Annotated in this window: 37 protein-coding genes, 1 pseudogene and 2 other annotated features; of the genes and pseudogenes, 10 read left to right on the top strand and 28 right to left on the bottom strand. The window is 34.1% G+C overall.

Going from position 1 to position 25,703, the window contains the following annotated elements:
* Positions 1-19: 19 nt before the first annotated feature.
* The 6 genes from O1A01_RS10505 to O1A01_RS10480 all read right to left on the bottom strand — a co-directional run bounded on the left by O1A01_RS10505 (position 20) and on the right by O1A01_RS10480 (position 4,450).
* A complete protein-coding gene (locus tag O1A01_RS10505; RefSeq protein ID WP_066411526.1) occupies positions 20-661 on the bottom strand; it encodes a pyridoxamine 5'-phosphate oxidase family protein in 642 nt (213 codons plus the stop codon).
* A 19-nt stretch (positions 662-680) separates the two neighbouring features.
* The gene (locus tag O1A01_RS10500; protein WP_066411528.1) at positions 681-1,067 is read right to left on the bottom strand and encodes a VOC family protein; all 387 of its coding nucleotides are present in this window, start codon (positions 1,065-1,067) and stop codon (positions 681-683) included.
* 36 nt (positions 1,068-1,103) lie between these two features.
* A complete protein-coding gene (locus O1A01_RS10495) occupies positions 1,104-1,295 on the bottom strand; it encodes a hypothetical protein (protein ID WP_066411532.1) in 192 nt (63 codons plus the stop codon).
* 200 nt (positions 1,296-1,495) lie between these two features.
* On the bottom strand, positions 1,496-2,101 hold the full coding sequence (locus tag O1A01_RS10490; protein WP_066411534.1) for a hypothetical protein: 606 nt from the start codon (positions 2,099-2,101) through the stop codon (positions 1,496-1,498).
* Between the two features lie 201 nt (positions 2,102-2,302).
* Complete coding sequence (proS, locus tag O1A01_RS10485; protein ID WP_270066207.1) at positions 2,303-3,739, bottom strand: proline--tRNA ligase; 1,437 nt, start codon at positions 3,737-3,739, stop codon at positions 2,303-2,305.
* A gap of 55 nt (positions 3,740-3,794) precedes the next feature.
* Positions 3,795-4,011: a binding site (T-box leader), on the bottom strand.
* 85 nt (positions 4,012-4,096) lie between these two features.
* Entirely contained in the window at positions 4,097-4,450 is a 354-nt protein-coding gene (locus O1A01_RS10480; RefSeq protein WP_066411538.1) for a DUF3221 domain-containing protein, read from the bottom strand.
* A gap of 210 nt (positions 4,451-4,660) precedes the next feature.
* On the opposite strand from O1A01_RS10480, the gene O1A01_RS10475 reads away from it, so the two are divergent.
* Positions 4,661-4,939: a hypothetical protein gene (locus tag O1A01_RS10475; protein WP_066411540.1), complete on the top strand. Its 279-nt coding sequence runs from the start codon at positions 4,661-4,663 to the stop codon at positions 4,937-4,939.
* Between the two features lie 50 nt (positions 4,940-4,989).
* Here the strand turns inward: O1A01_RS10475 and O1A01_RS10470 are convergent, their stop codons facing one another.
* The 10 genes from O1A01_RS10470 to O1A01_RS10430 all read right to left on the bottom strand — a co-directional run bounded on the left by O1A01_RS10470 (position 4,990) and on the right by O1A01_RS10430 (position 12,999).
* The gene (locus O1A01_RS10470; RefSeq protein ID WP_066411543.1) at positions 4,990-5,790 is read right to left on the bottom strand and encodes an AAC(3) family N-acetyltransferase; all 801 of its coding nucleotides are present in this window, start codon (positions 5,788-5,790) and stop codon (positions 4,990-4,992) included.
* Positions 5,791-5,805: 15 nt separating this feature from the next.
* A complete protein-coding gene (gene abc-f / locus O1A01_RS10465; RefSeq protein ID WP_066411546.1) occupies positions 5,806-7,671 on the bottom strand; it encodes a ribosomal protection-like ABC-F family protein in 1,866 nt (621 codons plus the stop codon).
* Positions 7,672-7,857: 186 nt separating this feature from the next.
* A complete protein-coding gene (locus tag O1A01_RS25360) occupies positions 7,858-7,971 on the bottom strand; it encodes an RAxF-45 family protein (protein WP_280522906.1) in 114 nt (37 codons plus the stop codon).
* An 87-nt stretch (positions 7,972-8,058) separates the two neighbouring features.
* Positions 8,059-8,832 carry a nucleotidyltransferase domain-containing protein gene (locus tag O1A01_RS10460; protein WP_270066206.1) on the bottom strand — a complete coding sequence of 258 codons (774 nt, stop codon included), beginning with the start codon at positions 8,830-8,832 and terminating at the stop codon, positions 8,059-8,061.
* A gap of 35 nt (positions 8,833-8,867) precedes the next feature.
* On the bottom strand, positions 8,868-9,116 hold the full coding sequence (locus tag O1A01_RS10455) for a DUF4181 domain-containing protein (RefSeq protein WP_270066205.1): 249 nt from the start codon (positions 9,114-9,116) through the stop codon (positions 8,868-8,870).
* A gap of 336 nt (positions 9,117-9,452) precedes the next feature.
* Positions 9,453-10,301 (bottom strand): DUF2268 domain-containing putative Zn-dependent protease, encoded by an 849-nt coding sequence (locus O1A01_RS10450; protein WP_270066204.1) that lies wholly within the window; start codon positions 10,299-10,301, stop codon positions 9,453-9,455.
* A gap of 148 nt (positions 10,302-10,449) precedes the next feature.
* Entirely contained in the window at positions 10,450-10,896 is a 447-nt protein-coding gene (locus O1A01_RS10445) for a GNAT family N-acetyltransferase (RefSeq protein ID WP_270066203.1), read from the bottom strand.
* Between the two features lie 29 nt (positions 10,897-10,925).
* The gene (locus tag O1A01_RS10440) at positions 10,926-11,603 is read right to left on the bottom strand and encodes an HAD family hydrolase (protein ID WP_270066202.1); all 678 of its coding nucleotides are present in this window, start codon (positions 11,601-11,603) and stop codon (positions 10,926-10,928) included.
* A gap of 131 nt (positions 11,604-11,734) precedes the next feature.
* Positions 11,735-12,547, bottom strand: coding sequence for a protein phosphatase 2C domain-containing protein (locus O1A01_RS10435; protein WP_270066201.1), 813 nt, complete (start codon positions 12,545-12,547; stop codon positions 11,735-11,737).
* A gap of 5 nt (positions 12,548-12,552) precedes the next feature.
* Positions 12,553-12,999 (bottom strand): HIT family protein, encoded by a 447-nt coding sequence (locus O1A01_RS10430; protein ID WP_270066200.1) that lies wholly within the window; start codon positions 12,997-12,999, stop codon positions 12,553-12,555.
* A gap of 53 nt (positions 13,000-13,052) precedes the next feature.
* Positions 13,053-13,267, bottom strand: a binding site (T-box leader).
* A 169-nt stretch (positions 13,268-13,436) separates the two neighbouring features.
* On the opposite strand from O1A01_RS10430, the pseudogene O1A01_RS10425 reads away from it, so the two are divergent.
* Positions 13,437-13,553 (top strand): annotated as a pseudogene (locus O1A01_RS10425) (IS1595 family transposase); the annotation flags it as partial.
* Between the two features lie 53 nt (positions 13,554-13,606).
* Positions 13,607-14,287, top strand: coding sequence for a hypothetical protein (locus O1A01_RS10420; RefSeq protein ID WP_270066199.1), 681 nt, complete (start codon positions 13,607-13,609; stop codon positions 14,285-14,287).
* 183 nt (positions 14,288-14,470) lie between these two features.
* Here the strand turns inward: O1A01_RS10420 and O1A01_RS10415 are convergent, their stop codons facing one another.
* From O1A01_RS10415 to O1A01_RS10405, 3 genes are all read right to left on the bottom strand, one after another.
* The gene (locus O1A01_RS10415; protein ID WP_235858043.1) at positions 14,471-15,091 is read right to left on the bottom strand and encodes an alpha/beta hydrolase; all 621 of its coding nucleotides are present in this window, start codon (positions 15,089-15,091) and stop codon (positions 14,471-14,473) included.
* An 86-nt stretch (positions 15,092-15,177) separates the two neighbouring features.
* Complete coding sequence (locus O1A01_RS10410; RefSeq protein ID WP_066411574.1) at positions 15,178-15,660, bottom strand: hypothetical protein; 483 nt, start codon at positions 15,658-15,660, stop codon at positions 15,178-15,180.
* A 343-nt stretch (positions 15,661-16,003) separates the two neighbouring features.
* Positions 16,004-16,459 (bottom strand): GNAT family N-acetyltransferase, encoded by a 456-nt coding sequence (locus O1A01_RS10405; protein WP_270066400.1) that lies wholly within the window; start codon positions 16,457-16,459, stop codon positions 16,004-16,006.
* Positions 16,460-16,730: 271 nt separating this feature from the next.
* On the opposite strand from O1A01_RS10405, the gene O1A01_RS10400 reads away from it, so the two are divergent.
* From O1A01_RS10400 to O1A01_RS10380, 5 genes are all read left to right on the top strand, one after another.
* Positions 16,731-17,246 (top strand): CBO0543 family protein, encoded by a 516-nt coding sequence (locus O1A01_RS10400; RefSeq protein ID WP_066411577.1) that lies wholly within the window; start codon positions 16,731-16,733, stop codon positions 17,244-17,246.
* A 181-nt stretch (positions 17,247-17,427) separates the two neighbouring features.
* On the top strand, positions 17,428-17,958 hold the full coding sequence (locus O1A01_RS10395) for a transposase (RefSeq protein WP_270064414.1): 531 nt from the start codon (positions 17,428-17,430) through the stop codon (positions 17,956-17,958).
* A 133-nt stretch (positions 17,959-18,091) separates the two neighbouring features.
* The gene (locus O1A01_RS10390; protein ID WP_270064413.1) at positions 18,092-19,345 is read left to right on the top strand and encodes a DDE-type integrase/transposase/recombinase; all 1,254 of its coding nucleotides are present in this window, start codon (positions 18,092-18,094) and stop codon (positions 19,343-19,345) included.
* Positions 19,338-20,138, top strand: coding sequence for an ExeA family protein (locus tag O1A01_RS10385; protein WP_270064412.1), 801 nt, complete (start codon positions 19,338-19,340; stop codon positions 20,136-20,138). The genes O1A01_RS10390 and O1A01_RS10385 overlap by 8 nt, the downstream gene beginning before the upstream one ends.
* The gene (locus O1A01_RS10380; protein ID WP_270064411.1) at positions 20,135-20,395 is read left to right on the top strand and encodes a DUF5348 domain-containing protein; all 261 of its coding nucleotides are present in this window, start codon (positions 20,135-20,137) and stop codon (positions 20,393-20,395) included. Before O1A01_RS10385 ends, O1A01_RS10380 begins: the two co-directional genes overlap by 4 nt.
* A gap of 216 nt (positions 20,396-20,611) precedes the next feature.
* Here O1A01_RS10380 and O1A01_RS10375 read toward each other — a convergent pair whose 3' ends face one another.
* From O1A01_RS10375 to O1A01_RS10365, 3 genes are all read right to left on the bottom strand, one after another.
* Positions 20,612-20,944, bottom strand: a complete 333-nt coding sequence (locus O1A01_RS10375) for a hypothetical protein (protein ID WP_066411580.1) — start codon at positions 20,942-20,944, stop codon at positions 20,612-20,614.
* 66 nt (positions 20,945-21,010) lie between these two features.
* Complete coding sequence (locus tag O1A01_RS10370) at positions 21,011-21,346, bottom strand: DUF6054 family protein (protein ID WP_066411583.1); 336 nt, start codon at positions 21,344-21,346, stop codon at positions 21,011-21,013.
* A 449-nt stretch (positions 21,347-21,795) separates the two neighbouring features.
* Positions 21,796-22,008 carry a DUF6366 family protein gene (locus O1A01_RS10365; protein WP_066411594.1) on the bottom strand — a complete coding sequence of 71 codons (213 nt, stop codon included), beginning with the start codon at positions 22,006-22,008 and terminating at the stop codon, positions 21,796-21,798.
* Between the two features lie 112 nt (positions 22,009-22,120).
* Between O1A01_RS10365 and O1A01_RS10360 the strand changes: the two genes are divergently transcribed.
* Positions 22,121-22,276 (top strand): cyclin family protein, encoded by a 156-nt coding sequence (locus O1A01_RS10360; RefSeq protein WP_157076577.1) that lies wholly within the window; start codon positions 22,121-22,123, stop codon positions 22,274-22,276.
* 85 nt (positions 22,277-22,361) lie between these two features.
* Here O1A01_RS10360 and O1A01_RS10355 read toward each other — a convergent pair whose 3' ends face one another.
* The 3 genes from O1A01_RS10355 to O1A01_RS10345 all read right to left on the bottom strand — a co-directional run bounded on the left by O1A01_RS10355 (position 22,362) and on the right by O1A01_RS10345 (position 23,640).
* Positions 22,362-22,724, bottom strand: a complete 363-nt coding sequence (locus O1A01_RS10355) for a VOC family protein (RefSeq protein ID WP_066411597.1) — start codon at positions 22,722-22,724, stop codon at positions 22,362-22,364.
* 45 nt (positions 22,725-22,769) lie between these two features.
* The gene (locus O1A01_RS10350) at positions 22,770-23,117 is read right to left on the bottom strand and encodes a DUF952 domain-containing protein (protein ID WP_066411600.1); all 348 of its coding nucleotides are present in this window, start codon (positions 23,115-23,117) and stop codon (positions 22,770-22,772) included.
* Positions 23,118-23,187: 70 nt separating this feature from the next.
* Positions 23,188-23,640 (bottom strand): hypothetical protein, encoded by a 453-nt coding sequence (locus tag O1A01_RS10345; protein WP_066411602.1) that lies wholly within the window; start codon positions 23,638-23,640, stop codon positions 23,188-23,190.
* A gap of 221 nt (positions 23,641-23,861) precedes the next feature.
* Between O1A01_RS10345 and O1A01_RS10340 the strand changes: the two genes are divergently transcribed.
* Positions 23,862-24,086: a hypothetical protein gene (locus tag O1A01_RS10340; RefSeq protein WP_270066198.1), complete on the top strand. Its 225-nt coding sequence runs from the start codon at positions 23,862-23,864 to the stop codon at positions 24,084-24,086.
* 25 nt (positions 24,087-24,111) lie between these two features.
* Here the strand turns inward: O1A01_RS10340 and O1A01_RS10335 are convergent, their stop codons facing one another.
* Genes O1A01_RS10335 through O1A01_RS10325 form a run of 3 tightly spaced genes read right to left on the bottom strand, consistent with a single transcriptional unit; the run spans position 24,112 to position 25,641 of the window.
* Entirely contained in the window at positions 24,112-24,444 is a 333-nt protein-coding gene (locus O1A01_RS10335) for a hypothetical protein (RefSeq protein ID WP_270066197.1), read from the bottom strand.
* Positions 24,445-24,499: 55 nt separating this feature from the next.
* Positions 24,500-24,670 (bottom strand): hypothetical protein, encoded by a 171-nt coding sequence (locus tag O1A01_RS10330; RefSeq protein WP_157076578.1) that lies wholly within the window; start codon positions 24,668-24,670, stop codon positions 24,500-24,502.
* A 17-nt stretch (positions 24,671-24,687) separates the two neighbouring features.
* On the bottom strand, positions 24,688-25,641 hold the full coding sequence (locus tag O1A01_RS10325; protein WP_066411610.1) for a phosphotransferase enzyme family protein: 954 nt from the start codon (positions 25,639-25,641) through the stop codon (positions 24,688-24,690).
* Between the last annotated feature and the right edge of the window lie 62 nt (positions 25,642-25,703).

The raw sequence follows: 25,703 nt of genomic DNA, 5'->3' as shown, positions 1-25,703 counted from the left end.
GAGATACCCTTCCTTTATGTTAATAAAGTCTTTTAGAATAACTTTCTACTAATCTTTCTTCTATCGATTCTACACTGGTGTTTGGTAGCTTCGCATGCTCAAAAAGAATTTTAGAAGGAGACGGCAGCAATTTTTTTTCTGTCCATGTGCTTGGTTCCCATAAACCTGAGCGTTTGAATGCTTTGGCACAATGGATAAAGCACTCTTCCACTTCTACTCCAATGCCTATAAGTGGTTTCTTTCCTTTTACCGCCATTGCGTCAAGTAATTCGTCATCCATTACTAATTTTGCTTTCCCGTTCACTCTTAATGTTTCTCCTAATCCTGGGATTAAAAAGATAAGGCCAACGTTAGGGTTCGATAAAATATTTCGCATCGAGTCCATTCGTTTATTTCCAGGTCTTTCAGGGATTATTAATTGCTGTTCACTTAACACTTGAACAAAACCTGGTTGGTCCCCTCTAGGTGAAACATCACAAGAGCCAGATTTATCTGCAGTAGACATGACTACAAACGGTGATTTTGATATAAACTCTTTACAATGATGATCAAGATATGTAATAACTTTATTTTTCACTAATTCACTCGGATACCCTAAGATGGACCTAAGCTCTTCCTCTGTTTCAATCGTTTTTTGGAATTGATAGCGTTCTTTCATCATCCACCTCTTTATTTTTTATCTATTTAGATGGCCAACCGCCCCAAATATCAAGTTTATTGCCGTCTGGATCATAGGCATAAAAATTCAGCCCACAGCTCCCGTTATCTTCTATAGGTGACACAAAAGTACCATTATTCTTCATTTTATTAAATAGGTTGTGAATGTCATAGACTTCTATAGTTAGTACACTTTGTTCCGTTCCACCTATTTCTATATAATTAAGGGTTGTCGGTTTAGGTGTTCTTATTAAAAAAATGGAGGTTCCAGAGGGAATTCGTAGTTGTGCCTGATTTTCATGGACTGGTCCCATCAACTCTAAACCGAGAGTTTCAACATACCATTTCACCGCATTTTCTGTATTAGTTGTAGGGAGATAAATACAGTTAATCTCTTTTACTATACTCACTACTAATACCTCCTCCATAGCCATTGATAAACGAATTTACTTAATAAAGAAGTACATAATAGGAAGTGCAACTAAAACAACGACTACACTTTGGATAAAGGTCAAGATTAAATCCTTTTTCCAAGGATTACTCGCAGGGTAACGATTATTTATCCTTTGAAATACAAGAAATACAATCCACAAAAATAATATACTATTAATGATTGATCCTATCCCATCGTAATACAAGCTACTCCCCCTCACACAGTCCCCTAAAATAACTGAACATTCTATTAAATTTTATCATATATTTCCAAAAAAAGAACCTATATAGTGAAAAAGCCAAGAGTTGCTCAACTAACTACTCTCGGCTTCGATTTGTTGATGAGGAAAGTTACGTGTTGTGAACTTTCAAAGTGTAGAAACAGGTGTAGCAGCTCTCTCATTCATTAAGGAATATAAGATTCTAAGATAAATATGACTTCCCCATCTTTTTCGAATAATTGCAAAAATCCACGGTGGTCAACAACATGCTCCCATGTTGCTTCCATTAGCATCCCAGGATTTTCTTGTAACAAAATTGGGACACCTTCTTTTATAAGGATATCTTTAGTTCCTTCGCTCGTTTCAATTAAACGAAATCCATTTGGTGCTTCATCATCCGTTACTTTGTCCATATACGTAATGTTAATGCTTAAGGAGTCATCCTTTAATTTTGCACTATTTAACATTGCCGTTTTAAAAGACGTAGTATGTTGTAACAACCTATCTAATACATAATTTTGATTCATTACATATAAATAGGATTCTTCTAACATTTGAATACTAATTTTTAACTCATCATAATCTTGAACTTTAGCTATTAACTCCTTTGTTTCTTCTTTAATTGCTTGCTGTTTATAGAGTTCTTCTTCTAGTTTTGTCATTTTATTTTCAAGCTCACTAATTTTTTCATCAGAGACTGAAAGGGAAGCCTCTTCTTTTTTTGTACAACCTACAAAGATAAAAACAAAAATAAGGGAAAATAAGAATAGCCGGATTTTTCGTCCTTTCATATAAAACAACTCCTCAACTTTTAATTAACTGAATTTTAAGTTAATTATAGCCGTAATAGCAGTTTTTGTCCTCGTACTAGCGAGCTCAAACAAAAATAATTTTTCTCCGGACTTGTCGTTGACTCCGCTACTCTAAACATCCAAATAAAAAACCGAGAGTGGCATAACGCCGCTCCCGGTTTCAACTTTTATAATTATTGATTAATACGCACGAGCAAACCAAACAGTATGTTTTGCTTCTTCCCCACAATTTAGGCAAGTATGCTTTGTTGTTGGTGGATTGAACGGAATGTTACGTGTTGTGAATTTCGTTTTGTCTTTTACGCTTTCTTCACAAGCATCGTCTCCACACCAACCAGCTAAAATCCAACCAGGAATTGTGTCATTTTTTTCTGATTCTGCTAAATGTTGTTCTAGCTGTTCCATCGTATCAATGTGCGTGTGTGAATGCTCCGCACGGAATGCTTTAGCTTTTTCGAAAAGTCTCGTTTGCATCGTTTCAAGTTCTTGTTTAATGCTTTCTACAACAGCATCTAAAGATACAGAAACTTTATCCCCTTCGTCACGAGACTTCATTAACACTTGGTTATTGTCTAAGTCACGTGGTCCAAGTTCAATACGAACAGGTACACCTTTTAACTCCCACTCATTGAATTTAAATCCTGGTGATTGATCCGAATCATCAAGACGTACGCGAATTCCTTCCGCTTTTAGGCTTGCAAAGATTTCATCTAATTTCTCGATAATTTCTGGTTTCTTCTTCCATGGTCCAACTGGAACTAATACAACTTGAGTTGGCGCAATTTTTGGTGGTAAAACAAGACCTTGCTCGTCACCATGAACCATAATAACCGAACCAATTAAACGAGTAGACGTACCCCAAGAAGTTGTATGCACGTACTCATGTTTATTTTCTTTCGTTAAAAATTTAATATCAAATGCTTCTGCAAACTTCGTCCCTAAATAGTGAGAAGTACCAGCTTGGACTGCTTTCCCATCTTTCATCATCGCTTCAATAGAGAAAGTATCAACCGCACCAGCAAAACGTTCTAACGGAGTCTTTTGTCCGTCGTACACTGGAATAGCTAGAAGTCCTTCTACTACTTCTTTATATATTTCTAACATTTGCATCGTTTCTTTACGAGCGTCTTCCTCGTCGATGTGAGCTGTATGACCTTCTTGCCACAAGAACTCAGAAGTACGAATGAATGGAAGAGTTTTCTTTTCCCAACGGAATACGTTTGCCCATTGATTGATTAAAACTGGAAGATCGCGATAGCTTTTGATCCAGTTAGAATATAAATGACCAATCATTGTTTCAGAAGTAGGACGAAGTGCTAGACGTTCCTCTAGTTGCTCACCAGCTGCTTCTGTTACCCAAGGAAGTTCTGGGGAGAAACCTTCAATATGATCCTTTTCCTTCTGGAAGAATGATTCTGGGATTAACATTGGGAAATACGCATTACGATGGCCTGTTTCTTTAAAACGTCGGTCCATTTCATCTTTAATATGCTCCCATAATTCATACCCATCTGGCTTAAATGCGATACATCCACGAACTGGAGTGTAATCCATTAAATCCGCTTTTTGAATTGTTTCAATGTACCATTTGGTAAAATCGTTTGTGTTTTGTGACATTTTTCTTCCTCCTATCATTTATGTAACAATTAAAAAAGCGTAAAGAAAGTCCTTATAAAAGGACGTCTTTACGCTTATAGACGTGGTACCACCTTAGTTCAACATTATAAAAAATTATAATGTCCTCTAGCGTTTGTAACGAAACGACTCGGTTAGCCTTGTACTAACATCTCCGTGGTAGGTTTCAATAAGAAGGGGTGATATAGCTTTCAGCCTAGGCTATATTTTCTGTTTCACAATTCTTATTTACTTGATCACTTCATTGAATTGTTATTTATTCTTACAATAATATATCAAATTGCTAAAAGTAATTCAATTGTTTACGGTATAATATTTATTGTGGTCAAACAAAATTCATTATAAACCTGTTTTAATTTTCAAAGCCGTAGTTTTAGCTGGATCGGACTCAAGGATTATTCCGTTATTCCAAACTTCCACTGCTTGTCCTTTTTTTAAATGCGCAAACTTTATTGTAGCTCCTTCTGAATCCACTATTTCCGTCTCATCATTAATACTTACCCAAATCTTCCCTAGCGGTTGACCATTCTTACTTACAAGTTCCTCTACAAGAATGGTATTTTTGCTTTTTCTTATAATTTTTCCAATATGCTGCGCATCACTTGTAGTGTCAACCTTAAGCTCCATATCATCATATGTGTCGCAAGCTGCGAGCAAGAACACTATGACGATAGCAAAAACTAACTTTTTCATGAACTAGCCCCCATTTCATCTACTAATTAAAATCTAATATCTATCTAAAGTTATTTTCTACCAACACTAATAAATATCCTCTTTCGAACGAAACCATCGAGGCTAATTATTTCTATTAGCCTATAAAAATATGATAAAATTTTATAAGTAGAAAACCAATTTAATACGACTTTCATCGTACGATTTTATATAAAAACTGGAGGTTTTAACATGAACAAAGGCCTAACAGCTATTAAAGAAGTATCGAGAGAAGAAGTGATGGGCTTAGCTCAAAATGGACTTCGTGAATTATTTGATCTTGCATCTTATAAAGTGTGTGATGCTACTACTGGTGATGTACAAAGTCATTTTGTGTACGACATGAGCACACACCGTTGTTATTTAATTGATGTAGCATCATGCTATGAGCTAGTAACTGCTTTTTATTGCGGCGGAGACAAGCAATCCATTCTTCAAAGTTTAAACGGAATTGCTAAGTCTGTTAATTAATAGGTGAAGCCCTTACCATATTTACTTGTGATAAGGGCTTTTCTTTTTTATTAATTCTCCTGAAACCACCTACGTGCAAAATCTACTATTTCTCTTTGATTTACTAACTTACAAGAACTCTTCCCTACCGTATATTGTGAAAAGGAATGGTTTTTTTCATAAACGCTACCTATCGCTTCAAATACATCCGCATCGTATTCTATTTCTTTATAGTTCACCCATTTGCGCTCACCATTGACGAGCATAGCTGTACCTTTTTCTACAATTGTTGGATGAGGCTTCGCATGTTCCGCTAGATGTAAGGACGTATTGCTGTCATGTCCAACTCCAATCAGTAACACTTTACCGTTTAAATCATAAATTTTCCCTAATGGAGATTGTTGGCCAAAACCGGCGTCTAACGGTTGTTCAGATATAATATATTCTGCATGTTTTCCCCAAGCTGAAAATGAATACATCGGATGGGAACTTCTTTTTACATTTGGAAATGTTCGAAACGTCTCTACTACTTTCCCCATCCCTCTCGTTGGAGTGATGTCAGGATCAAAGGCAGGCATCTCGTTACGGATTGTCGCCCACCACTCTTCTGGAACAGGTGGATTTTGCCATCCTGAAGGGTCCGAATTGTCACCTGTTTGAGTAGGCATAACAATAGTTCCTTCTTCCCCAACGACGTCCATTAGAGCTTGCACAACAGCGACAGCTCCACCACAAACCCAACCGAGCGAGCTTAATGAGGAATGGATGATCACTACCATTCCTTTTTTCAGCCCTAACAATTCAAACTCTCTTCTCAAACTCCCCCTCGTATTTGGACTTTTCATTTCTTCCATTACTTTTAATTCGCTCATACTAATCCCCTCTTTTCAAAGTTGTTCGCTCAGCTCTTCCCACTGTTGCTCTAACTTTTCTTTTTCTGCATACAAGCTTTGCAGTGTCTCTAAATCGTCCAGTTCAGCTAATTGGCTTTCGATTTCGATAATTTTATCCTCTAACTTTGCTATTTTAAGTTCAACGTTTTCTTTACCATTTTTAGTACCGCTATTAGTTACAACATGTTTAACTACTACCTTTTTCTCTACTACTTCCTGTTTACTTTCAAGAACTCTCTCTGCCATTTTCTTTTTCGCATAATCGTAGTCCCCTACGAAACAATCTACACTTCCGCTTTGAATCCAATAAATTTTTTCAAACAGTTTATTTAAAAAATATCGATCGTGGGAGACGGCTAAAATCGTACCATTAAAATCTTCCAACGCTTCCTCTAACACTTCGCGTGAGTCAATATCCAAATGGTTCGTCGGCTCATCCAGTATTAGTACATTCACATCTTGATACATAAGTTGCGCGAGCCTAAGCCTCATTCTCTCTCCACCACTAAGCTGCGAAACTTTGCGATAAACAGTAGGCCCATAAAATAAAAACTTTGCTAGTATACTTCGTGCTTCTCCTTCTGTTACTCGCACTTCATCTCGGAATACATCTATAATCGTTTCTTCTTTCATGTTAGGAAAAATATGTTGGGATAAGTATCCGATTTTCACATTACTACCTACTCGAACTTCTCCACTATCTGCTTCTATTTGCCGCAAAATCAACTTTATTAACGTTGATTTACCAGTGCCATTTTCCCCGATAATCGCTACACGATCTTTGTACATAACATGCAAATTTACATGTTGAAACAATAGTTTATCGCCAAACCTTTTTTCTACATTGCGGAGGGTAATGACGTCTTTTCCAGTTCGATCATTAGCTTCCATCTCAAAGTCCATTTTTTTCCGATTCAAAATAGGGCGTTTTACCTTTTCCATCCGTTCTAGCGCTCTTTCCATATTCCGAGCCCTTTTATGAAGTCCTTCATTTGGTGGGTTCGCACGGTTCGCCCATTCTCTTAACCGCTTGATCGCTTCCTTCATTTTCTTTATCTTTTTTTGCTGTTCTTCATATGCTTGAAACTCATTTAAAAGTCGTTCTTCTTTTTCTTTTACAAATCCAGAAAAATTCGTATGGTAACACGTAACTTCTCCATCCTCTAAATCTATTATTTTGTTTACGACTTCATCTAAAAAATACCGATCGTGTGATACAACAACTACTGTTCCACTATAATCTCTTAAAAAATGTCCGAGCCATTCAACTGCAGTTAAATCTAAATGGTTCGTCGGTTCATCTAATAACAATAAGTCTGGTTCGTGCAAAAGAGAAATCGCTAAACCAACCTTCGTCTTTTCTCCCCCACTCAGCGTCGCAAAAGACTTTCCTAATAAGGAAGAAATGTTTAAGCCGTTTACGATTTTTTCAATAGTGGCATCTATTTCATACCCACCACGGAAGCTGTACTGTTCTTGAAGGTTTCCATAGACGTTCATCAACTGTTGAAGTGTATCCTCATTTCTTTCTCGACTCATTTCTACTTCTAAGCTTTTCATTTTTGCTTCTAATGTGATTAAATCAGCAAATGCCGTTTGTAGCACTTCTTTCGTTGTAAGGTTTTGTTCAAAAGCTGGAATTTGCGCAAGATAGCCAATTTCTAACCCTTTTTTCCAATGTATTTGTCCGCCATCTACCGCTTCTTTATTTGCTAGTAGTCGTAAAAGCGTTGTTTTCCCGCAGCCATTTCGACCAACTAACCCTACTCTTTCCTTTTCTTTCATTTCAAACGATATATTTTCAAAAATAGTGTTTCCACCATACATTTTTGTTACAGAATTAACGCTACACGTAATCATTGTCTTTCCTCCTAAATTCCTTTGACAGGCAAATATTCTTTTTAAAACACAAAAAAAGCCATAGAGAACATACCTCTCCATAGCTTTATACAAATGAAGCCACAAAAAAAGAGCGTAGGAAACGCCCTCTTTAAAGCCACTTTTATTGTAGGATAAGAGATGTTTTCACTGTTTTAAACTTGCTATTTAGTTGCTAAAAATGGGCATACGTATCCCGTCAACAACTAAAAACGCAAATTTTGCACGGACAAAATATAAGAATTCTCTCGTAAATCCGTGCATTAAAACAGCATTCAACATCCTTTCCCACCTCCGTTCAGAATAATTAGTTTAATCGTACAATTAATTTGTCGTTTTTGCAAGTCAATCTCGATAAATAATTTCTCTTTATTTACCTTCAAGAAAGCTAGAAACTACGCGATCCCATAGTGGCTTAATCTTACTTGGATTATCCACATTAGAGAAAACCCAACTAGATTCCTTTAGTAAGAGTTCACATATTAAAATAACTGCCTGCCTATGTTTATTTGGAGTAATATTTTCATATATTTGTTGAGTTAATTGGAGCATTTCCCGCGGTAACGAGGATTCCATTGTCTTTAATCCTAATTGCGCCCTATTGGAATTGTACCTGTGTAGCAATACTCTTGATAGATTTGTCATCACATAGTGCAGCATATGAACAGACCATAGATCATTTCCTCGTTCAGACGATTTTTTATACTGGAACAGGAACCACGCTACATCATCCACTGCATCTTGAAATTCACTCTCTGACAATACTAGATTTTGATTTTGCTTATATTTTTGGAGTTTATTTTTTGGATCATAAAGAACTTTTATATAATCCTTTTCTATCAAAGTCTGTTCCGTAACCGTAAACAGATCAACATGTACAAGATTTTCATACAAAGCGATAATTTGTGGAGCGATAATAAAGATTTCATCATGAAAAAGCAATGGATTGTAGGACTCCAAATGTTGAAGCCGACTTTCGTTAAACTCATCTACATCTTCTTCATTCACAAGGCAATACATATCGATATCAGAATGCTCATCTTGTTCGCCCCGTCCGATGGATCCTTTTAGAAAAATGGACTGAACTCTTTTGTCTTGTTTAAGGCTATTTACTATTGATTCTATGGCTTCTTCGATTAACATAGTTTTCTCCTCACTATTTCTAAACTAGTGTTTGGTTAGACTGACAGCATAGTTTGAAAAAAGAAAATAATTGCGATTACTAATAACAGCATTTCGCTTAATGTTAAAATAGATTGCTTTGGATTTGGTGTATGTCTCCACTCAAAGTATGCCCTTACTAAACAATCTGCCATTAAAAGATAAATCGATATAACCATGAATATACTGTTTATAGAAATGTCTTGCATGATATAGGAAATGTCCTCATATATAGATATTAGAATAAAAATAATAAATGTAAGCACGGTAACCGCTCTTATTCCCCAGTCTATCCTTCTATGCCTGTCGTTTATGTACTAGTTTGAAAAGAATCCCCTTTTTACCTTTTCTATTTTAAGTACTTTTCGTAAAAAATGTTTTATTACTGAGATAAGGATAAATACTATAAGCGCAAACAATACAAACTTGAGCCAAAACATTTAATTTCCCCCTTGTAGCCTACATTGAGCTAGGAAGATTACCATCTCCATAGATAAAAAAATTTGGCAATAATTTTATTTAATACTAAGCAAAAACAAAATATATATTTATGGAATCTCCTCCAACATTTCTTTCAATTAATATGTAAGTTATACAATCTGTTATGAATTTTTTAGTTCCAACAATACTCGCGTAACTTCATCAGTAAACCATGGATCCTTCCATAATGTGATAGCATTTAGTTCTCCATATCTTTTAATCAAATATTCAAGAACGATATAGCCTATATAATAACCTAGCCGTGTATTTCCATATCTATTTCCACCGTTAATAGAAAACCATTCACGAAATATATCTTGATGTGAGAGGTTGTTAAAATCTTCTAAAAAAGAATTAACGATTTCTTGAGTATTAGATTCAGCAAATTGTAACCATTCATTTCCACTTGAGTCATATGAGAAGTAAACAGATTCTTCCGCATCTATTATTTGTTTCGAAAGATATGTTGCACTACCTTCTTGTAATAACCAGACGAACGGATGAGACCATTGAAGCTTAGACCATTCCATCCCCGATTTATCTGACAAAATATTATGTACTGCGTGTCCAAACTCATGGGCTATGATAACTTTTAAATGTTCTTCCTCAGGCGAAAGCTTTTCCAAACAAAATGTAATTTCTGGGATTATTTGACGATGTGTAAATGCATTAGATCCATAACATCCGACAATGACATGGACATCCTTCTGAAACTCTACATTATACTTTTCATTATAACTAGTAGCGATTTTATTAATTAAAGATTCTATTATTTCATTAGACATTTTAATTTCATTTATTTTATATGGATAATGCTTAATAGCATATTCCTTTTTTTCCTCAGCATTTTTACAGTGATATAGGAAGTATTCCTTAAAGTGAGGAGTATACTTTTCATGATAACGTTGCAGAAATTGAACATTTGGTTCAAAGTTCTCTAAAAAATATGGAACTGTATTATATATTTTCATTTTTACTCCTCCCAAACTTCTTAATCCTGCTATTTATTCAATAATAAGGAATTTACCATTCTTGAAATAACACTATCCTATTCTCTATTTTCTACTTTACTTTGACGTTTTGACTATTAGCTCTTTTTTTTATTCAGTTTAAGATTTTTCACCCGAATACTTTTTTCAATAGAAAGGCCGAATCTTCCATTTCAGAAAAACCGTTTTTCTGATAGAAATGAAATGCTGGGACTGTTCTTTCTGTTGCTAGCCATATATGCTTTATTTCTTTTGCGGTCAATACTTCATTTATTTGTGCTAGAAAACTACTGCCTACTCCTTGATTTTGTACTTCTCTTGAAATGAAAAATTCTTTAATAAAATATTCCTTCCCCTGCCACCAGTTAAAAACATAACCTAATGAGGCGCCAATTATTTTATTATTTTCATCGTGAAATACTAATGATAGTGAATTGTTATTATCGATAAGGTCTTTTAAATACAAATCTAATTGTTCATTTTCCCATTTGTCATACCAAGGTTCATTTGAAAAAACATCTAAAAACAACTTTTTCATTTCTTCATATTCGTTAACTTTTAAATTACTAATCTTCATTTTATCTTTCTCCTATATTAAGAAATATTTTATATAAGTTCTTCACTTTTTCTATGACTGCCTATTAACATATTCTTTAATTCCATAACACTATTTACAATATAAGTAGGATTAACATTACTCAGTTCCTCAAATGAACCGTATCCATATGTTACGCCAATCGACTCAATTCCAGTATTATTTGCACCTATAATATCGTGCTTTCTGTCACCTATCATAATAAAATTATCTAGTTTATGTTTATTGTATCTATCTAATATGTATTGAATAATTTCAGTTTTTGATGTTCTTGTTCCATCTAGGTTACTTCCTACAACAAGTTCAAAATAATGGTCAATATTAAAATGCTTTAATATTTGAATGGAAAATACCGTAGGCTTTGAAGTTGCCACAACTAATTTGTATTGTAGTTCTTTTAGCGATTTTAAAAGGGAAGGAATATTTGAATATAACTTATTTTCAAACATCCCCTTCGCCTTAAACCTTTCCCTATAGAGATTGATAGCTTTTTTACAATTTTCCTCATCAAAACCATATTCACCAAATGTAACTTGTAATGGAGGACCAATAAAAGATTCTAGGTCGTCCAGTTCAGGCTCTTCAAAACCCATTTGCTGTAATGCATATTGTACTGATTTGGTTATTCCTTCTTTTGGGTCTGAAAGTGTTCCGTCTAAATCAAATAAAATTACTTTGTATTTACCCATACTCTCCCCCCTCTAAATATAATGACAACTTAATTTTATCATAAGAATTTCGAATAAAATGAATTTTTCACCAACTGAACACATCGTTTGAACCATCATTTTAAAAAACATATTGGATTACTATTCTATAGTTAAACATTGTAATCACTTGGTATTGTCACGTCTTTCGTTATATTTACTTCCCAAGAAATGATTGTTGTACTATCTCTTACATCATTACTTTTGATAGTTTCCAGCAATTCCGTTATTCCATCAGTAATCGTATGTTTTTTCATTACATTGTAAATTTCTTTAGGGTTGGTGAATGGTTCATTAGGGCATTCCACTAATCCATCCGTTGTTAATAAAATACGATTTAGTCCTTTCCTAAGTTCCCTTATTCCACTACTATAACAAGGAACGACTTGCTCAAATGTGTTTACTTGACCAACCCACTCAAAAAATTGCCTTTGGTTTATTTGAAATTGGCCAAGTTTGGCTAGCTCTGGGTGAAATATATATGAAATGCAATCGCCTACCGAGAACCACCAGACATACTTATCTTTTCTAAGGACAATTAAACAAGCTGTTTCACCTTTCACTTTACGACATTCGGAAAGGAATTTTTCTTCTTGAAACAGGTTTAATATCTTTTCTTCTAATCTCTTAAAAGATTGTTCATTTGATAGTGATAGAAGATGTTGTATTTCCTTTTTATTTCTTGAGAATTGCTTAATCACTAGCTCTGCACTTTCCGCTGAGTTATGAGCATCTAAAATAACGACAAACTCCCAGTTTCCTTCGTCCGCCCATACTAAACAACCATCTTCATTTTTATACTGACCTGCACTCGAATTCCCACCAAAACGTCCTATTGATAGTTGGTTAATTCTCATTGTATTTATGTGATCAACAAAGTTTTCTTGACTGCCAACCCAACTATATTCCCGGATATGGATTTCCATAATAATTAGTTATTCTCCATGTAGACTTTTAATCGATTACATAGACTAATAACGTCATTGTTATCACCCATTGGAGCACCATCCCAATCGTAAACGTCCCACGGTCCCCAATATTCTTTTGGTGTATTAGGATAACGGGCAACTAGGTGCATATGAAGGTGAGGAACTGCATCTCCAGCAACGAATGAATAAATATGTTCAGCGTTTTCCGATTCCTTTAAAGCCTTGCTAACTTTAGCCATTATCATTCCAAATGCGGCTGCCTCTTCCATCGTCATTTCAGCAAGTGTAGGTGCGTGCCTCTTTAAATCGATCATAATATGACCTAAATAGTTTGGTTTACCGTTTCGATCCATGTGTCCAACATAAACAAATTCGTCTTCGTAAATCGTTACCCCCGCGAGTTCAATATTCCCAGCATGTTTATTGCAAATAAAACAACCTTCACTCATGATAAAATTCCTCCCTACTATTTTTCATAAAAATAAAAAATCCTACCGTCTCATAAAGAGACGATAGGATTAGTATCGTGGTACCACTCTTCTTGTTTTGTTTCTAACACAAAACTTCTCGGGACTCATTTACGGGAGTTAACCGTATAGATTTACCTATCAATCTATCCACTCCTAGGCGAGTTCGGGAGGTAATTGACTGTCTTGCACCTGCCGACAGCTCTCTAAACAATAACGTCTCCTTACTACTCCTAATCATAGCGTTTAAATTATATATTTTTAAAATATTCTATATATTCCTAATGCATTTGTCAATAATTAACTTTATTATTGGCTCTACCCTGAAGGTTCGTTCGAGTAACACAATTGTCGTCAGTGCTATCGTTGCAAGTTTTGTAGTAAGAGATTTTCAAATACAACAAACACTGTTCTTTATCAGTAACGAAAGCACAAAGCACAATATTAAAGAATTTTTTCTGTCATCTTTTGTATTTGAAATAGTTGATACCTATGATAGTTTTCGTCAGTCGAAGTTCAAGATTTTTAATTATTGATTATGACAATAATAAGTTGTTATGTTAGGGAACACTAAAATGAGGTGTTTTCTATGAAGACTTTTTTTGGTTTACTGTTAGCAATTGTTCTTATGATTAATCCTATCATTGCAGGAGCAGAGTTTGAAGGATACGAAGTTGTTAGTACGAATGACAAAGAGAATATCACCCTGTATGCTAAGAAAATAAATGGCTTGTATAGGGATTTCAAAATTAATTTCAAAGGTGGAATATATTCAAGACCATTTTGGATTAGTGAAACCAACCCTACCTATGCTCCACAAATTATCTACAAAGACATTGACAAAGATCAAAATAAAGAATTAATCATAATCTTAACAAAAGGATATGGTACAGGTGTTTTATGGGAAGATGTTTATATTTTTAACACATTGAAAAATCGTTTAGACATAAACGAAGTAATTGTTGATAATCATTTAGCAATTATTCAAAAGAACGTAAAAACTAAGTTAACTGCTGAAAAAGTAGAGGTCATTGTCGGTAACAAAAAATGTACAGTTGATATAACCTCTTTGGAAATCAAATCCGAAAACTTATTTAATGATATAAGTTTTGGAAGCATTATCGATTACGACGTAAGAGACAATCAACTAATTGTAAGTGTTGCTGGACAAATATCTCCAGCAAGTTTTGTTGGAAGTATTGTAATTGTGTATGAATATCGAGACAAAATGTATCAAGCAAAGTGGATAGAATTTCAGCCTTGTAAATAAAATCTTCGGAAACCATTTTTATTAGTTCCCATGAATTTTGTTTATTTAGCAACATTAAAATTTAACAGAGCCTTTATTCTTTTAAATGACTAGTCAAGCAAGTCTCCTTTAATAAGGGATGATAAGTCAACTTTAAACCCTTTTTCCCAATAATTTTTCGAGTATACAGTATTCCCTTTGATTTTAAAACTCATTTATTGTTTGAATTACATCCTTTAATAATTCAATAGACTTTATTGGTTCTCCATCAAGCTCTAAACCATGATTTCCACCTTCAACTACTTTTAATAATAGGTTACGATTGTTTTTTAGCTTTTCAAAACGATCTTCAACGAAACAACTATCCCTATCTCCAATAATGCAAAGCCCCTTATTTTCACTGTTAGCCATTGCGTTAAATACATCATTTCTTTGTAGCAACGGTGTTAACCATACTGCTTTTGCATCTTTCAACCTTGTATTCTTAAGTAGATAACTTAAAGCGATAGTTCCAATCGATTTGCCGACTACATAAAAATTGTTATAATTCCTACCCTCGATTGCTTTATCAATTACGAGTTGGACATTTTTTGCGAAATCCTCATCACTTAGAACAGACATTTCTTCCCTACTAAACGTATAGTTAATGTGTAACACATCGAAACCTTTATTGTAGAATACCCCTGTTGTAAAGTGTAACAATGGCGCCTGCGTTGTGTAAGCAGCTCCTGGTAAGACTATCACTAAATTATTTACTTCTTCTTTTTGTTCAATCAGTCTAAAAGGAATACTTTTAGAACCTACAGCCTCTTTATTAGTCAACATTACCTCACTCCATTATTTTAATAATTTTGTCCTGTTCATAATTTGATTTAACATGCCATCTAAATCAATTCATATGATTCTATTTTTCACTCTAGTACATCTTCTGGAACCCACGTAACCAAGTTGTCACCTGGACAAGCTACTACTTGAAAGACATCTTCTAAATTTGTATTATTGTGAACTTCTACTTGCCAGCTTTCGAATTCTTGATGATGACCATTAATAAAAAGAACTTCTCCAGAATCAAAAATGAAATAAAGATGAGGCCTTTGCTCACCTAACTTTATATCTACAATCTTCTTTAGTCGAAGTTCACACAATTTTTTTGCTGATTCAACCCAATCAAGTTTATGTAATTCATCGGACTTTGGGTCCTTTTCAGGCAATGATTGAAATATTTCAAATTCGCTTTCAATATTTATCGATATTTGCCCTTCTATTCTCTGTTCGTTATATTCATTTTCAGACAGGAGAATTCTTAATCCATGGAATAGTAACCCTTCAATTACTGAACCTTTGCATAAATAATTTAACGTCTTTAAAGCTATGATTCTATTATCATGATCCAATCTAACCACTCCAAAAATTCAGCTATTTCTTATTTCTTTAAAATCCAAACTATTAGTAAGCACAAACCTAATAACCCGACACCAATATATAAATACCAATAATCTATAAATAACTCCCATTGTAGCCTCTGAATTTCTTTAACCCTATCAAAATAACCCATCGGTTCCCCCCTTGTAATCTCCTTTACTTCTAATACTTTTTTAGCGTAGTTAAGGTTTCCTTCTATAAAGAGAGTTAACTAAATGACACTAATAAGCAAAGGGCTCGTTCCATCCTTCCTCAAGAAAACACCAGTGTTATGCTTTTGTTCCCTGAGCTCATCCTAAATTTCCTAGCTAAATATTACTGTTTATATGGGGGGTTAACGACCATTTGCATAAATAGTTCGGGATTGACATTCTGTTCAAATCCATATTGACTATATAAAGCATGAGCATCATTAGTAGCTAACATAAATCTACGAACAACCTGTAAATCTGAATGATTTGTGATAATTTCCATTAACCATTTTGATAATCCTAATTTCCGGTAATCTGGTATTACGAAAACGTCACAAAGATAAGCGAACGTTGCTAAATCAGTAATTACCCTTGCAAAACCAACTTGTTCATAATCGTCTTTACCTGGTATCCCTTTATAAACCCCAAAACATAGCGGTGATCCTTCAATTGCTTTTTTTACTAATTGCTTAGGTATACCCTTTGACCAATAGGCTTCTTCACTCAAAAAATTATGTATTAATGTTAAATCTAGAAACTCTTTATTTGTAGAAATCGAAAATTCCTTCTTATTCCACATATCCAATTTAAGTCCTCCATCTAAAAATCCTTCAAATTTTTCACTTACTGCATCTATACTTGAACAACCATAAACCTACACTTGATTAGCGGTTAAGTTATATAATTCAATTACTTCAACAAAAAAGGCAATAATCCTTCTTGATTTATCACGCACTTTATTTTTGATTTATTTTTTTTAATCCAATTTTCTATTACATAATTGTTAAAAAGTTTGATTTATCACGATAATTTTTCTAAAAAAGGATACCTTAATTATTGGAGGTGTATACATGAAGGACAGAACAATATTGAATTTATTGACGATAGCCGGCATAGCTGGAAGCATATTTACATTATCGAGAAAAAAAGGTGATTTGAAGGACTGGTTCCTCATTTTCTTTATTAAAACGTTTGTTTCTACTATATTTGATGGACCGGTTATAAAGACAAATCATTTACAATACCCTCATCGCTATTTACCAAAATTATTTGACTCAAATATAGTGTTTTTATATATTTTATTTCCTTTATCATGTGTTATGTATAATCAATTTACTTATAAAATGAAGCCTTTAAAATCACTCTTAAGTGTTTTTCTTTTTAGTGTACCAATGACACTTTTAGAAAATTGGTTGGAACGAAATACCGATTTAGTCAAATATAAAAAAGGTTGGAATGGATTTTTTACATTTATTGTTCTATCGTTTACATTTATACTTGTTAAAGGTTGCATAGAAGGTATCCGTTTTTTAGATAAAAAATTCAAAAGAATCTCTCCATTAGAAGGTAACGAGGCTGCAAGTTAAATAATCTATTCACTTCTATGTATAAAAGGCCATTGATTGGTCTTTTTTCATTGTTGTTGTAAACAGTCACTTTTTCTCCTCCAATATACAACTAAATTTTGCAAATTTCTCCGGAGTAACATCTATACTTCTCTAAAATAATGTGCTAAATTTTTTGCATATTACAAGGGGAGGTTTTTTTATGATCATTTCTTATGATTTTGGCATTGGATTAGTGGAATATGGTGAAAGAGGGATAGAGAACGAGTTTCCTTTATTGGATGAATGCTCAAATTGCCATTGCCCTGCACATGGAAATCTTCATCGTAACGGATATTATTGGCGTTATGGGATAACCGACGATGTTACATTACGAATCCCTATTTGTCGCATTAAATGTTTACAATGTAAAGTGAATATTTCTATTCTACCAGACTTTCTCCTACCATATTTTCAACATACTGTTCATACGGTTTTAGATAGGGTAAAACATGTGCTTCAAAAGAAAAAAGCAAAGGGCAGTCGTCAACTAGTAAGTTTTTACTACAAGCGTTATCTTAAGGGGATAAATTGGATACATAGCTTCTTTATCGATATCGGGCTGGTTAGCGCAATGTCAGGAAACATTATAAAAGAAGCCACAAAATATATGAAAATGATCTCTGATTTTGGCGAATCACCTTTCTTGCGAAGGTCACAAGGTCATTTATCAACATACTTTATGGCAAATTAATTCTATCATATTTGAGTGATTTAGAAAATATTGTTTATCCCACATACCTTTTTCATAGTCAGAAAATATCGAAAAAAGTAGAATAAGAATCATGGATGACCGGTCGTCCTTCTATAAAAAGGAGGAAGATTCCATGAATGAAAAAGAACGTGAACAGGTGGCCTTATTTCGATATGGGTTGATTTCCCCATTATTTAATGAACAAGTTGATCCGAAGGAATATTTTAAAGGCTTGGAGGGTAAGCTTCATTCCATTCCTTATTATGGGGAAAGGAAAGTGGCAGAAAAAACAATAAAAGAGTGGCTGCTTCATTATCGCCGACATGGGTTCGAGGCATTAAAGCCAAAGAAACGGGCAGACCAGGGGAATTCTAGAAGATTATCTCCTGATGATCAAGATCAAATTCTTGAAATACGAAAAAAATTTCTCCATATGCCAGTGAGTGTTTTCTACGAACATCTCATCGAGCTAGGAGAAATCAACAAAAATCAAATATCTTACTCTACTATAAACCGATTACTGAAAAAACACAACTTAGTAGGGAAAAATATTTTGGCTACTCCTGAACGGAAAAGGTTTGCCCATGAACGAGTCAATGTTTTGTGGCAGGCAGATTTGTCTCATGGCCCCTATATACCAATAGATGGCAAGAAGAAAAAGACATTTCTCATTGCCTATATAGATGACTGTTCACGCCTCGTTCCCCACGGTCAATTTTTCTCGTCAGAAAAGTTTGATGGGTTAAGAGTCGTGACAAAAGAGGCACTCCTCAGGAGAGGAAACCCCACCATCATTTATGCGGATAACGGGAAAATTTATCGTTCGGAAACACTTCAATATGCGTGTGCACAATTAGGAATTACGTTAGCCCATACGCAACCGTACGATCCTAGGGCGAAAGGAAAAATAGAAAGGCTTTTCAAAACGATTCAAACAAGGTTTTATCCCCTACTTCAGGCAAAGCCAGTTCATTCCTTAGAAGAACTGAATGAAAGGTTTTGGAGATGGTTAGAGGTAGATTATCACCGAAGAGTTCACGCTTCCCTGGATGGAAAAACGCCACATGAAGTCTATCAATCTCAATTAGAAAATGTGAAATTCCTAGACAACACGTCTATTTTGGACTCCATCTTTTTGAAACGGGAACATCGAAAAGTAAAAGCAGATAGTACCATTACATTAAATAAACAACTTTATGAAGTACCTCCTCGTTTCATTGGTCAATCAATTGATGTCCGATTCGATGAAAAAGGAATATTTATTTTTGAAGATGATAAAAAGGTAGCTGAAGCTATACCAGTATCTATGAGTGATAATGCCCATGTCAAACGGGTTCGGTCTCCTTTTACGTTATCAGCAGGAAAGGGGGAAGTCATAGATGTATAAGTCTTTTTATTCCTTATCCCAAGCTCCCTTTTCAAAGGAATTACGTTCAACAGATGCCTTCGCTTCCACAGACTATCAAGGTGCCATAGGGGCCCTAGATTATCTTAAAAAGTCAAAAGGAATGGGTATTCTCATTGGAGATCCAGGTGCAGGAAAAACTTTTACATTGCGCACCTTTAAAGAATCTTTAAATCCCTCGTTATATCATGTAGTCTATTTTCCACTCTCTACAGGGGGAGTAATGGATTTTTATCGAGGCTTAGTTTATGGCTTAGGAGAAGAACCAAAGTTTCGTAAGGTGGATTTATTTAGGCAAATACAACAAGGTATTGAACGAATGGCTCAAGAGCGTAAAATCACTCCCGTCTTTATATTAGATGAAATGCATATGGCGAAAGATGCCTTTCTACAAGATTTAGCGATTCTCTTTAACTTCCAGATGGATTCAACGAATCCTTATATTCTAGTTTTAGCTGGACTGCCACACTTAAAAACACGAATCGCCCTTAATCATCATCGACCTCTAGCACAACGAATGATTATGAAATACGAGATACAGCCTTTATCAAAAGAAGAAGTAAGAGAGTATATTCAACACCATATGAAGTTAGCAGGAGCGAAAATGCCGATTTTCACGGACGAAGCCATTGAGGCTATCGCTTCCCGTTCACAGGGGTGGCCACGAGTAATTAATTCATTATCGATAAATAGCTTATTATTCGGGTCACAACTAAAAAAAGAACAAGTAGATGAAGAAGTTGTACGTCTGGCAATTGAGGATAGTGGCTTATGATGAAAAAAGGGATACTAATCTATGATCATGAGGTACAGGAATGGAGATTGTGGATTGAACATAAAGCCTATTGGTTACAGCAAGGTGATTCTTTTGAGTTACTCGTTCAAAATCAATATTTTCAAGCATACCTTGAGAAGGACTTTGATTGGTTTGTCACCTTAGAGGGAGAAGTAATGTTTGTATTACATGTTCAACATATATATAAGGTACAAGTGAATCCACAAAATTATTTGGAAGTCGAGGACCCGTTTTAGGGTCTTTTCTTTATCAATAAAATCTGAAATAAAATGAATAAGATTTTGCACATTCCGAAATATAATGGAAAAACGAGCACATTATCTCAGATTATGTTCTGAATTAATTTGAAAAAGAGGTGCTGAAACAATGTGCTCGTTTACAGTTATATCCACCAGATTTATGATTGACCTCTACTTATACATACATAATTTGGACGTACTTCGAATTAAACTCTAATACTTGTATAGATCAATAAACGGACTATATACTGGATTATATGCAAAAGGAATAAATGTTCCTAATATTCCTATTCCGACAATTAAAGTTCTACGTTCTTCTTCATCTTCTAATATTACACCCATTTTATTTATTAAAATATAATTGTCTATATCCCGATGAACTACTATTTCCTTTGAATTTCCATGTACACATTCATCACCAATACACTCTCTATCATATTTACTTTCCAACCATTTATTAAAAGTCTCAGGAGAAGGTTTTGATAATGACATAATAATAATTAAAATTATAGTAGCGACTAAGTAACGCTTCCGTTTCTTATTCATGATTTTCTTCTCCTTTTTCAACAGGAATATATTTAATAAGTGTGTTTGATATCATTAAAAAAAGTATTATTCCATATGTTCTATACTTCTTTGTACGATTTCCACCATTTCAGACTCGGCACCAAGACTAAAGTTAAAAATAATACCACTTCCCCCACCAGCCCCAATTGCTGAAATGAAGATATTATCGTTAGAACCAACAACTGTAAGACTCAAGCTCGCTCTGTTGCCATTTCTCATAAAATATTTATCATACACTCGTACTGCTATTTTAGTCTCGCTAATAGTGTAGTTACTCTCATCCACTAAATTCATTGTTATTCCACTGTTATTGATATCTTTTTGCAACTGATTAACGACTTCCTCAAATTGGCCAGTAATTGTTTTTTCGTATTTTGCCATGATAGAAACACCCCCAATAAAATTGAACAAAGTTAGCAAAGTTGATGTCATATTAATTCACAGAATTGTAAATGAACGGGTACCATATAAAATGAATTTATCGCTTCCTTAACTTGAAGAAACTATTATAATACCCCCGTTGAATAAGTAAAAAATTGATTAAAAGTACTATAAACGCTAACATAGAAGACCATTCAAAATGAAGCTCTCCTGTATGACGCATTGACATATAAGGGGTATATAGGAAGTTAGCAAGACTATTTATGGTCGTGATCCCAAAAAACCAAAGTAAAACCTTTTTATATTTTTTATACATTTTTTGTTAAATCCTCCCCGCTATTTTGTAAAAATGATAATTACTCTTTATTCTACGAGTATGCACTTGGAAAGGTTTCATTTAACAAAATACGCTTATATAACACTTCTGCTTCGTCATCAAAAACTCGCCGTTATTTAAAAAATTGAGCAATTATGACGCCGATTATGATGATAACAATTAATAAACCTGTGCCCTTCCAACCTAAACTCCCTACTAAGTCTACAAGACCACCACCGCTAGCCTTATTAAAAGAATCATTCATATTACCTGTTGGATTTTTCTTTAATTCTTCTTGTCTTACTCTTTCTCTCTTTTGTTCAGCAGATTCTTTTTTATCATTCACACGAACACCCCCCTAATAATTGTTAATTACAAGACGTAGGAGCAAATAACAACAAAATAGCCGGTTGATTATATCATTGCTGGGAAATATAAATAGGAAAGGAGTGGTAAAATTGAAGAAAAATCGGGAAATAGATAATACACCAACAATTGCAGAAGGAATGGATACTGAAGATGAGTTAAAAAGGGATGCTACTGCAACTGAAATTGAAAATGGTGAGTATACTCAGGTAACTACTTTATCTTTAGACGAAAACGACCCAAGCTAATGGAGTGAACACTTAGGTCTTTCAGAGTTACTCTAACATCCTTGCTCCCTAAAAGAACAAGGATGTTTCTTGTATTAATGACAACTTATAATTGAATCACACTTATCATATTGCCATTTACGTCAGTCAAGTCAAAGCGTTTAGGTTCCCCAACTCTTAATTCTGAAACAACAACATTCTTCTTTATTAACTCGTTTCTAACTTTTTCTAAGTCTTTAACAACATAATTAAATGGAGTGTATGAATTTATAGGTTGGAAATCCGGAATTTGAACAAGGTGAAACCCACAGTTAGGTGCAATCGACAGACCACACATTCTCTCATTCTGCCATAGCAGTTTGAAACCAAAAATCTCTTGATACCAAGATAATGATTCCTTCAGATTCTTTACAGGAAGAAACACTGCATCTATCCGCTCTACAAATTGTTCGGAAACTTGATTATTCATTCTATTCATCTCCTTAAGATATTTATGGCTGTTAAAAATACTCCTTTAGAGTCCGCTAACTAATTCCTTTGGCAAATCAAATGTACCATCACTGTTAGGTGTAAAATGAATAACTTTAGTTACAGCATCTATATTTAAAGGCCCGTATATATGCGGAAATAACTTCCCCGTTTCATATAGATCCTCATAGATAATTTTAGCTCCAACTTTATCTGAGTCGATACATAACAGTACCAAACCACTTCGACCTTTAAACAAATAATTAGCTACATCAACTGTTTGCTCGCTGGTAGAGCAATGGATAAAACCGTCACTTTCTAAGCTAGATGGAATATAAATACCCTTGGTTACTGCTTTCGACCATTCTTGTTTATCAATAATATGTAAAATCAATGTCGTTACCCCTTTATTGAGATTATTAAAGCTAAATCTATTACAACCTTACAAGCTAAACAATCTTAAGCTATTTAATTTGGATCCAAATTTCTAAGTCTATATCTCCTATATCCACTATTATTAAGTCTTCATTTTCATCCGACTTTTTTCTATAACCAGCTTGAAAATTTATGGTTGATGAAGTTATGTCAAGTATATCTTTATGAGACGGTAACCCTATATTTATAGCATTTGTAAGTATCCAGTTGTTTCGTTCATTTAACTCTAAATCGCCTATGAGGATGTCCTCTTCTCCTTCTTCTGTCAAGACTTCATAAATTGCTAATACCCTACTGGAATTCACTTCAACTATTTCCAAAATATCAATTACTTGAGGAGCATAATCGTCATTTTTGTGGATTTCTCTTAATGCCTCCTCTGGAGTATTTGAACCGCTAGGAGCATGAACACAGCCTCCGATTAAAATTAAAACTATAACTAATATTAAAAGTATCTTAAGCTTTAACAAGCCAGTCCCCATTTTTGCTTTCTCCTATTTTATATATTGTTTTATCTATAAAAATTCTTTTAATGGTCCTTTAGCACATAAATCATCTTTTAGACCTAACCGAAAGAGCAGCAGTTATGCCAAAAACTGTATCTATATTTTTAATCTTAAGTAACAAACATATTTTTCTTATAACTGAAAATAATATCCTTATGGTTCGATTTAATATAGATTAACTATAAGGAAGATGACATATGAAAAATATTGCTGATACTGTTCATATAGGAGAATTAATTGCTGTCTCTAGGTTTTTTCAGCTTAACACTTATCAAATGATATCCCTAATTGAAGATGGCGAAATGGAAGTATTCGAAAAAAAGGAAGATTTTTATAACAAGTACGGCGACAAGGAAACGTATACCGAATTAGAAGATTGGTGTGAGTTAAACAACGGGAAAATTTTCACGAAGCAAAGATAGGTAGTCTGACAAAAGGGTGTCCTACTTACATCCCACTTTCTTCATCTCGCTTCCACTTCGCATAGTTGTATAATGCTTCAATACAAAAGCCTAATAATAAACACACAACAAAAATAATATAAACAGGTAAACTCCAGTTTGATAAGAAGTATATAACAATAAGTGCAACGATAATAATTGGAGTACTAATAAGGTTTCGTATCAATTTTCTTCTATAACTTAGTTTAAAATAATTTAACTCAAAACCATTGTCCGTTTTATCTTTTCCTCTAAATATTTTGGAAAAGATAAGAAAGCTAACTACCGCAACTATAACCGGAAAAGCTATTTGTAAAATTACGCTTTCAAATATTGACACTCCATCACCCCTAACTTGTGTTGAACCCATGTCCTTTACCAGCCGTTCTTATTCTCTATTCCTTATGTGTATTATTTTTTATAAACAAGCCTATGACAGTAATGAAGAAACCTATCCCCAAAAAGAAAGATCCACTATTATAAAATATAGTTCCTGAACCAACTTGGATGTAAAGCGCGAAAATCATAATCGCAATACCAAGCAACATTACTTTTATAGATGCCATTTTGCACCTCCGTTTTTTCAAGATTGTATATTAAGAATGGTATGTTTTAATTCAATCCTCATTCTAAAATGGTTCATTATTCTAATCTGTTCTTCCGTTAGTTTTTCTTTATCCCAGTACATGTGCATTAAGCTATATTCAAATACTTCTTTTAGTTTTATAAACAGAGGAAGTTTTTCTAACATTTCCGGGGAAAGTTTATTTTCTTCTTCATATCCTTCTATAATCGCTTTTGTAATACTTCTTCCATACTCAACAATATTCCCTCCACCTACAAATGAGTACTCCAAAGCACTATAAATTGGAACTGCTAAATCAAATATATAAAAATGTTTCTCGCAATCTTGAAAATCAACCATTGTTATTTTTGACTCTTGATCCACCAGTACATTTTCTAACCATAAATCCCCGTGCAACAACCCATAATTCGATTTCGTTTTTGGGATATTCTTTATTGTTGATAAAACGTCACTAGCAATCTCCCTAATAGTAGATTCTTCTTCAGGAATATATTTTAGAAAGGCATATTCTTCGTTATCATACCAATCGTTAATACGACTGACTGGATACTGTTCCTCGAACTTCTTGGACAATCGATGTAATACACCTATTTGTCGACCTAACTCTTTTAATATACTGGCATTCCATTGTTGCCTTGGTAGATGTATACCAGGAGCTGCTTTATAAAGAACCATTAAAATATTTTTGTTGTTAAGTATTATCTTTTCTACAATGTTACCGTTTATAGAAGGTATCGTTGGCGAAACACTTAACCCCTCTTTAAATAAAAAGTTCGTATACTGAACTTCCTCTAACTGTTCATCTAAGGTTTTATAGTTTGTAACTCTAGCAAAGTAAATCCCTTCTTCGCCAATACAACGAAACATCTCGTTAGTTACGGATTCGACTTTAAATACATTAATTGGATAAATCTTATTTAGTAATTCAAGAATCTTTTGTTCCATGATCATTACTCCTCTTCTCTCAGGTTTTGCAGTAAAATCTCTTTTCAACTAACAACGCATTTTGATGA

The sequence above is a fragment of the Sutcliffiella sp. NC1 genome (assembly GCF_027594365.1).
GTDB classification, from domain to species: Bacteria; Bacillota; Bacilli; order Bacillales; family Bacillaceae_I; genus Sutcliffiella; species Sutcliffiella cohnii.
Note: the sequence above shows the minus strand (reverse complement) of the source record. Positions and strands in the feature narration are given on the sequence as shown.